6 protein-coding genes are annotated in these 7,077 nt (G+C 75.3%); 3 read left to right on the forward strand and 3 right to left on the reverse strand.

The genetic code is table 11. The annotated features are described in order from the left end of the window. Positions 1-11 precede the first annotated feature (11 nt). A complete protein-coding gene (locus LDL48_RS38155) occupies positions 12-1,463 on the reverse strand; it encodes an NAD(P)H-hydrate dehydratase (RefSeq protein ID WP_225260039.1) in 1,452 nt (483 codons plus the stop codon). 26 nt (positions 1,464-1,489) lie between these two features. Then, positions 1,490-1,858, reverse strand: coding sequence for a holo-ACP synthase (locus LDL48_RS38160; RefSeq protein WP_225260040.1), 369 nt, complete (start codon positions 1,856-1,858; stop codon positions 1,490-1,492). 191 nt (positions 1,859-2,049) lie between these two features. On the opposite strand from LDL48_RS38160, the gene LDL48_RS38165 reads away from it, so the two are divergent. Both LDL48_RS38165 and LDL48_RS38170 read left to right on the forward strand, forming a co-directional pair. After that, positions 2,050-2,337 carry a hypothetical protein gene (locus tag LDL48_RS38165; RefSeq protein WP_225260041.1) on the forward strand — a complete coding sequence of 96 codons (288 nt, stop codon included), beginning with the start codon at positions 2,050-2,052 and terminating at the stop codon, positions 2,335-2,337. Between the two features lie 10 nt (positions 2,338-2,347). Next, a complete protein-coding gene (locus LDL48_RS38170) occupies positions 2,348-3,904 on the forward strand; it encodes an alpha/beta hydrolase (RefSeq protein WP_225260042.1) in 1,557 nt (518 codons plus the stop codon). Between the two features lie 11 nt (positions 3,905-3,915). On the opposite strand, the gene glmS is transcribed toward LDL48_RS38170, so the two are convergent. Next, a complete protein-coding gene (gene glmS / locus LDL48_RS38175; protein ID WP_443667691.1) occupies positions 3,916-5,835 on the reverse strand; it encodes a glutamine--fructose-6-phosphate transaminase (isomerizing) in 1,920 nt (639 codons plus the stop codon). 207 nt (positions 5,836-6,042) lie between these two features. Here glmS and LDL48_RS38180 point away from each other — a divergent pair, with 207 nt between their 5' ends. Beyond that, positions 6,043-6,954, forward strand: coding sequence for an MmpS family transport accessory protein (locus LDL48_RS38180; protein WP_225260044.1), 912 nt, complete (start codon positions 6,043-6,045; stop codon positions 6,952-6,954). The last annotated feature ends 123 nt before the right edge of the window (positions 6,955-7,077 follow it).

Consider the following 7,077-nt stretch of genomic DNA (forward strand, 5'->3'; position numbering starts at 1 on the left):
CCCGCCGGGGCCTAGCCGAGCAGTCCGGCCAGCACCGTGCGCAGCGCCGCCGCCACGTCCGCCGAGGTCACCGGCCCGCCCTCGGCCGCGCGCCGGCCGGCCAGGCCGTGCACGTACGCGGCGGCCACCGCGGCGCGCTCGGGCGGCAGCCCGCCCGCCAGCAACGACCCGAGCAGCCCGGCGAGCACGTCGCCACTGCCCGCGGTGGCCAGCGCAGCACTGCCGGTCGGGTTGACCCAGGCCTCCCCGGCCGGCGTCGCGACGACCGTGCGGTCACCCTTGAGCAGGACCACCGCGTTGAGCCAGGCGGCCAGCCGGCAGGCCGCGTCCACCCGGTCCGCACCGGGCGCCTCGCCGGCCAGCCGGGTGAACTCGCCGTCGTGCGGCGTGATCACCAGCGGCGCGTCCCGCCGCAGGTCGTTCGCGTGCTGGCCGTCCACCAGCAGGGTGATCGCATCCGCGTCCAGCAGCACCGGCAACGACGTGGCCAGCACGCTGCGCAGTTCGGTGCGGGCGCCGGCGTCGGTGCCGATCCCGGAACCGCACACCCAGGCCTGCACCCGGCCCGCGTCGGCCACCTTGGGCGCGACGACGACCGACGGATGGGCCCGTACCACCTCGGCATGGGCGCTGCCGGCGTACCGGACCATGCCGGCCGGCCCGGCCAGCGCGCCGGCCACCGACAACAGCGCGGCACCCGGGTACTGCGCCGAGCCGGTCGCCACGCCCACCACGCCACGGCTGTACTTGTCGGACGCCGGTCCGGGTTGCGGCCACCAGCCGGCCACGTCGGGTGCGTCCGGCACCCGGACCGCGGGATCGGCGCGCAGGACCGGACCGAGCCCGATGTCGACCAGTTCGACGTGCCCGGTGCGCGCCGCGGCGGGACCCACCACATGCGCCGGCTTCAGGCACCCGAAGGTGACCGTGACGTCCGCGTCCACCGCGTCGCCCGGCACGTCACCGGTGTCCACCGCGACCCCGCTCGGCACGTCGACCGCCACCACCACGGCCCGCCGGCCGGCCCGCCCGCGCAGGTCGCCGAGCCGGGCCACCAGGTCGGCGGCGGGCGGGCGCAGTCCGCCGCTGGCACCGATCCCGACGATGCCGTCCAGCACCAGGTCGGCGCGCTCGGGCAGGTCGCGTACCGTCCGGCCGCCGGCACCGCGCAGTGCGGCCAGTGCCGCCAGGTGCACCCGCTCCGGGTTCAGCAGCAGGGCGCGGACCTGGGCGCCACGGGCGGCGAGCCGGGCGCCCGCGTACAGCGTGTCGCCCCCGTTGTCGCCGCTGCCGACCAGCAGCAGCACCGGGGCGCCGTACACCCCGCCGCTCTCCGCGAGCAGGAGCAGGCAGCGCCGCGCCAGGCCGGCCGCGGCCCGCTGCATCAGCGTGCCGTCCGGCAGCGTCGCCATCAGCGTCTGTTCCGCCGCGCGGACGACCGCCACCCGCCAGGCCTGCCGCATCGGTTACCTCCGTGCCGTTTCCGGCGTCACGCCTCCGCGACCACCATCGCCGACGCGATGCCGCCGTCGTGGGACAGGGACAGGTGCCACCGGTTGATGCCCCGTTCGATGGCCGCTGCGGCGACCGTACCGGACACGGTCAGCCACGGCCGCCCGTCCGGATCCGCCACGATCTCGCAGTCGTGCCACCGCAGGCCGGCCGGCGCGCCCAGCGCCTTGGCCACCGCCTCCTTGGCGGCGAACCGCGCGGCCAGCGACTCGGCGGACCGCGGATTGCCGGAGCCGGTCAGCCGCTCACCGTCGGTGAACAACCGGTCCGCCAGCAGCGGCGTGCGCTCGAGGGCGCGGGCGAAGCGTTCCACCAGAACGACGTCGATGCCGACGGACACAATCACGGCGCCCACCCTAGACGACCTGCCCCGAGGGGACTGGTTCTCGTCGGCGACGGGGGCCCGGGCCGGTGTGCAAGACCTGTGGACAACGTCCGGGTACGCCGGACGCACGCCGTCCACAGGGCCGGATCTCCGCCGGGGTGCGGCCCTAACGTCGACGGGGTCGTCCCCGCTCCCCATCCTGGAGGCCGCCGATGCGACCCGATCTCGAAGTCGACACCGCCGCCGTGCGCCGGTGCGCCGCCGACGTGGCGGACACCGGGGCCCGGCTGGCCGCGGGCGCCGCCCGGGCACCGGCCGCGGTGGCCGTGCCGCGGTGGTCCGCGTCCGAGGCGGCCGGCACGCTGGCGGACGCCCTCGCCGAACGGCTCGTCGGGCTCGGGTCCGACGTCACCGGCACCGCGCGGCAGATGTCCGCGACCGCGGACGCCTACGAGGCGGCCGACGACCGGGCCGCCGCCCGGCTGGCGGCCCACCGGTGAGGCGCGGGCGATGACTGCGGTGACCTACGCGCGGCTGCGGGCCGCCGATCCCGGGCGGTGGCGCGCCGCCGCGCTCGACTGGCGGCAGTGGGCGGCGGCGGCCGGGCGCTGGACGGCCGAACTCGCCGCGCACCTGGCCCGGGTGCAGGCCGTGTGGACCGGCGCCGCGGCGGCCTCCGCGGCGGCACGGATCCGGCGGCTGCGCTGCGCGCTGGACCGGCTCCGGCTGCTGTGCTGGGAGGCGGACCAGACGCTGAGCGAGTTCGCGGCCGTGCTGGTGCGGGCCCGGGCGTTGCTGGCACGCGCGACGGAGGCGGCGGCGCGGGCCGGCCAGGTGATCCGGGACGACGGTTCGCTGCCGCGGGCCGGCGCGGCCCAGGCAGCGGGTGATCTCGCCACCGTCCTGCGGCTGGCCGCGGCGGCGGACGCGGCCGCCACCCGCCGTCTCGCCGGCCTGGCGGAACTGGCCGCCGCGCCCGGCGGCACGGCCCCACCCGTTCCGCCGGCTCCGCTTCCCCCGCCCACCGCCGCCCCCGCCGAGGTACGCCGCTGGTGGGACGGCCTGTCCCCGGCCCAGCGGCACCACCTGGTGGCGACGGAGCCGGCCCGGATCGGCCCGCGCGACGGCATCCCGGCCGCCGATCGCGACCTGGCGAACCGGCTGCTGCTCGACCAGCACCGCGCCGGCCTGGACCGGGCCATGGCACACGCGACCGGCCGGGAACGCCGCCGCCTGGGCGGTCTCCGGGACGGACTGGACGACCTCGAGCGCCGCCTGGTGCAGGCCGAGGGCCCGCGTGGCTACCTGCTGGCGCTGACGTTCGACGGCGAGGGCGGGGCCGTCGTGGCGCTCGGCGATCCGGATCGGGCCGACCACGTCCTGACCCACGTGCCGGGCATGACCGCCGACCTGGCGTCGTACCGGCCGGAGCTGGCGCGCGCGGAGCGGGTGGCGGTCCGGGCGACCGAGCTGGCCCCGGCCGCGGGGACCAGCGCGGTGCTCTGGCTGGGCTACGACGCACCGGACTTCGTCGACGAGGCGGCCGGCCGGGGTCTCGCCGAGGCGGGCGCCGCCGGGCTGCGCGGGTTCCAGGACGGGCTGCGCGCCACCCACCACGGCGACGCCGGCCACCTGACCGTGCTCGGGCACAGCTACGGCTCGCTGGTGGTCGGCTCCGCCGCGACCGGCCCGGGCCTGCAGGCGGATGACGTGGTGTTCGTCGGCTCGCCGGGCGTCGGCGTGGACTCCGTCCGCGACCTCGCGGTGCCGCCGGACCGGGTGTGGGCCGGCACCGCACGCTCGGACGTCGTCCAGTACGCCGCGGTCTCGGCCCGCAGCCTGCTGGAGGACCTGGTCGTCTCGCGCGCCCTGCCGGTGGCCGGGCCGGTCCTCGCGTTCGGCCTGCCCGAGGACGACCTGTGGCACGGGCGCAACCCGGCCGACCCGGCGTTCGGCGCCCGGGTGTTCGGCTGCCAGCCCGGCGCCGGGCACACCGGCTACTGGGAACCGGGTGGCCCGGCGCTCGACGCGCTGGCCGGCATCACCGTGCGGCGGGGCCCGTCATGACCGGCCCGGTGTCACTCGACCGTGACCGACTTCGCCAGGTTGCGCGGCTGGTCGACGTCGTGCCCACGGGCCGCGGCGATCTCGCACGCGAGGATCTGCAACGGCACGGTGGTCATCAGCGGCGCGAGCAGCGTCGGCGTGCGCGGGACCAGGATCAGGTGGTCCGCGTACGGTGCCACGGCGTCGTCACCCTCCTCGGCGATGACGATGGTGCGGGCGCCGCGGGCGCGTACCTCCTGGATGTTGGAGACGACCTTGTCCCGCAGCACGCCGCGGCCGGCCGGCGAGGGCACCACGCAGACCACCGGGGTGCCCTGGTCGATCAGCGCGATCGGCCCGTGCTTGAGTTCGCCCGCGGCGAAGCCCTCGGCGTGCATGTAGGCGAGTTCCTTGAGCTTGAGCGCGCCTTCCAGGGCCACCGGGAAACCGACGTGCCGGCCGATGAACAGCACCGTGGACGCGGTCTTCAGGTCGCGGGCGAGGGCCCGGACGTCCTCCATCCCGGCGAGCAGGTCACGCAGCTGGTCCGGGATGGTCTGCAGGCGGGACACCACGGACGCGACCTCGTCGGCGTACATGACCCCGCGGATCTGCGCCAGGTGCAGGCCGATCAGGTAACACGCGACCAGCTGGGTGAGGAACGCCTTGGTGGACGCCACCGCGATCTCCGGGCCGCCGTGGGTGTAGAGCACGGCGTCGGACTCGCGCGGGATGGTCGAGCCGTTGGTGTTGCAGATGGCCAGCACCCGGGCCTTCTGCTCCTTGGCGTGCCGCAGCGCCATCAGGGTGTCCATGGTCTCGCCGGACTGGCTGATCGCGATGACCAGCGTGGACCGGTCGAGCACCGGGTCGCGGTACCGGAACTCGCTGGCCAGTTCCACCTCGCACGGGATGCGGACCCAGTGCTCGATGGCGTACTTGGCGACCATCCCGGAGTGGTACGCCGTACCGCAGGCGATGATGAAGACCTTGTCCACGTCGCGCAGGTCCTGGTCGGTGAGCCGGACCTCGTCGAGGACGATGTCGCCACGCTCGGAGAGCCGGCCCAGCAGCGTGTCCGCGATGGCCTGCGGCTGCTCGGCGATCTCCTTGAGCATGAAGTAGTCGTATCCGCCCTTCTCGGCGGCCGACGCGTCCCAGTCGATGTGGAAGTCCTTGCCGGTCGCCGGGTTGCCCTGGAAGTCGCTGATCTCGATGCCGGCCGGCGTGATCAGCACGACCTGGTCCTGGCCCAGCTCGACCGCCTCGCGGGTGTGCTCGATGAACGCCGAGACGTCGCTGGCCAGGTAGTTCTCCCCGGCGCCGCGGCCGACCACCAGCGGCGAGTTGCGCCGGGCGCCGACCACCGCGTCGGGCACCAGGACGTCCACGGCGAGCAGCGTGAACGCACCCTCCAGCCGGCGCACCGTGCGGCGCATGCCCTCGGCCAGGAGCTGCGGGCCGTCCGCACATCCGCTCTCCCGCAGGGCGCGCATCTCCGCGGCCAGCAGGTGCGCGGCGCACTCGGTGTCGGTGTCGCTGCGGAACTCGGCGCCGCCCGCCTCCAGCTCGGCGCGCAGGCGGGCGAAGTTCTCGATGATGCCGTTGTGGATGACCGCGACCCGGCCGTCGCCGGACAGGTGCGGGTGGGCGTTGCGGTCGGTCGGGCCCCCGTGCGTGGCCCACCGGGTGTGCCCGATCGCGGTGCAGCCGGTGGCGATGCCGTCGGCGGCCCGCTCGGTCAGCGCCTTCTCCAGGTTGGCGAGCTTGCCGGCCCGCTTCTCGGTCAGGACGACGTCGCCGTCCACCACGGCGATGCCGGCGGAGTCATATCCGCGGTACTCGAGACGCCGGAGTCCGTCGAGCACGATACTGACCGCCGGGCGGTTCCCGACGTAACCCACAATCCCACACATGTGGGGCAGCGTAGCGGACGTTCGCTCATCCGTCATGCGCAAGAGCCATGCTTTCGCGCATCATACGTGATTGAAATAGCCGTTCGGTCGGTCCTTCGCGATGGGCGGACGGAACCTCCGCCGACAACCACTCCTTCGATGGATCGACACCGCGGCTCCCCACCCGCCCGCGATACCGGATGATTGCCCGGCAGGCGTACCGTCGACTTGCGCACCGTTACGGAGCCCGCACCGGGAGAGACGTTGAGCAACCAACCGCCGGACCCGCTGGGGCCCTACCACCCACCGCAGCCGCACGGACCGTCCGGCCAGCCCGGCGCCGGCCCACCCCGGCCGCCGGGGGACGAGGGGCCGGCCCACCCGGTGTCCGCCGACCCGTGGTCCCACCCGTCCGGCGACCCGCTCGCCCCGGCACCGCCGCAGTACCAGCCCGGCTATGCCGCGCCGCCCCCGCCGACGGCCCCGTTCCCCGGCCACCCCACGCAGTACGACGGCACACCGGCCTACGCACCCCAGGCGGGCCCGGACGGGATGCCACCCGGCTACCCACCGGCGGGCCCGGACGGGATGCCACCCGGCTACCCGCCGGCGGGCCCGGACGGGATGCCACCCGGTTACCCACCGGCGGGCCCGCCACCGCGCCGCAGCAACGCCCCACTGGTGGCGCTGATCCTCGCCGTCACCGTGCTCCTCTGCGGCGGCGCGGTGACCGCCGGCGTGCTGATCGTCAACAACGTCACCGACCGCGCCAAGGAAGCGATCGAGCCGATCACCGACCCGACCGTGCCGCCGGTACCGACGGAGATCCCGGACCTGCCGACGGACCTGCCCGCGCTCCCCACCGACCTGCCCAACCTGCCGGGCAGCGGCAAGACGATCGACGTCGTGTACGAGGTGACCGGCGACGGGCCGGTGGAGATCGTCTACACCGAGAAGCTGGGCGAGTCACCGAAGCGGGTCGCCGAAGCCGAGCTGCCCTGGAAGCTGAAGACGTCCATGACCGGCGCCGCGCTGGTCTCCGTGACGGCGATCCGCAGTGGCCTCGACAGCGGCTCGATCAGCTGCCGGGCCACGGTGGACGGTAAGGAGGTGGCGCAGAGCACCCGGGAAGGCACGTTCGCGACCGCGTCCTGCATCAAGATGGTGCTCGGCTAGTGCGTTGGCCGCGAACGTTCACCGGGTCTGACCCGTCAGGCTGCCTTGGTCCGGGGTCGCCCCCAGCGTTGCTGGCGTTCGCTGCGGACTCGGGCTCGTTCGCGGCGTTGCGCGGCCAGCACG

The organism is Jidongwangia harbinensis (assembly GCF_020216025.1).
In the GTDB taxonomy this organism is placed as follows: domain Bacteria; phylum Actinomycetota; class Actinomycetes; order Mycobacteriales; family Micromonosporaceae; genus Actinoplanes; species Actinoplanes harbinensis.

Bases quoted from the DNA above. Each gene is read 5' to 3' on its own strand.
- LDL48_RS38165 (WP_225260041.1), top strand. From the start codon at position 2,050: ATGCGACCCGATCTCGAAGTCGACACCGCCGCCGTGCGCCGGTGCGCC.
- glmS (WP_443667691.1), bottom strand. From the start codon at position 5,835: ATGACGGATGAGCGAACGTCCGCTACGCTGCCCCACATGTGTGGGATT.
- LDL48_RS38155 (WP_225260039.1), bottom strand. From the start codon at position 1,463: ATGCGGCAGGCCTGGCGGGTGGCGGTCGTCCGCGCGGCGGAACAGACG.
- LDL48_RS38170 (WP_225260042.1), top strand. From the start codon at position 2,348: ATGACTGCGGTGACCTACGCGCGGCTGCGGGCCGCCGATCCCGGGCGG.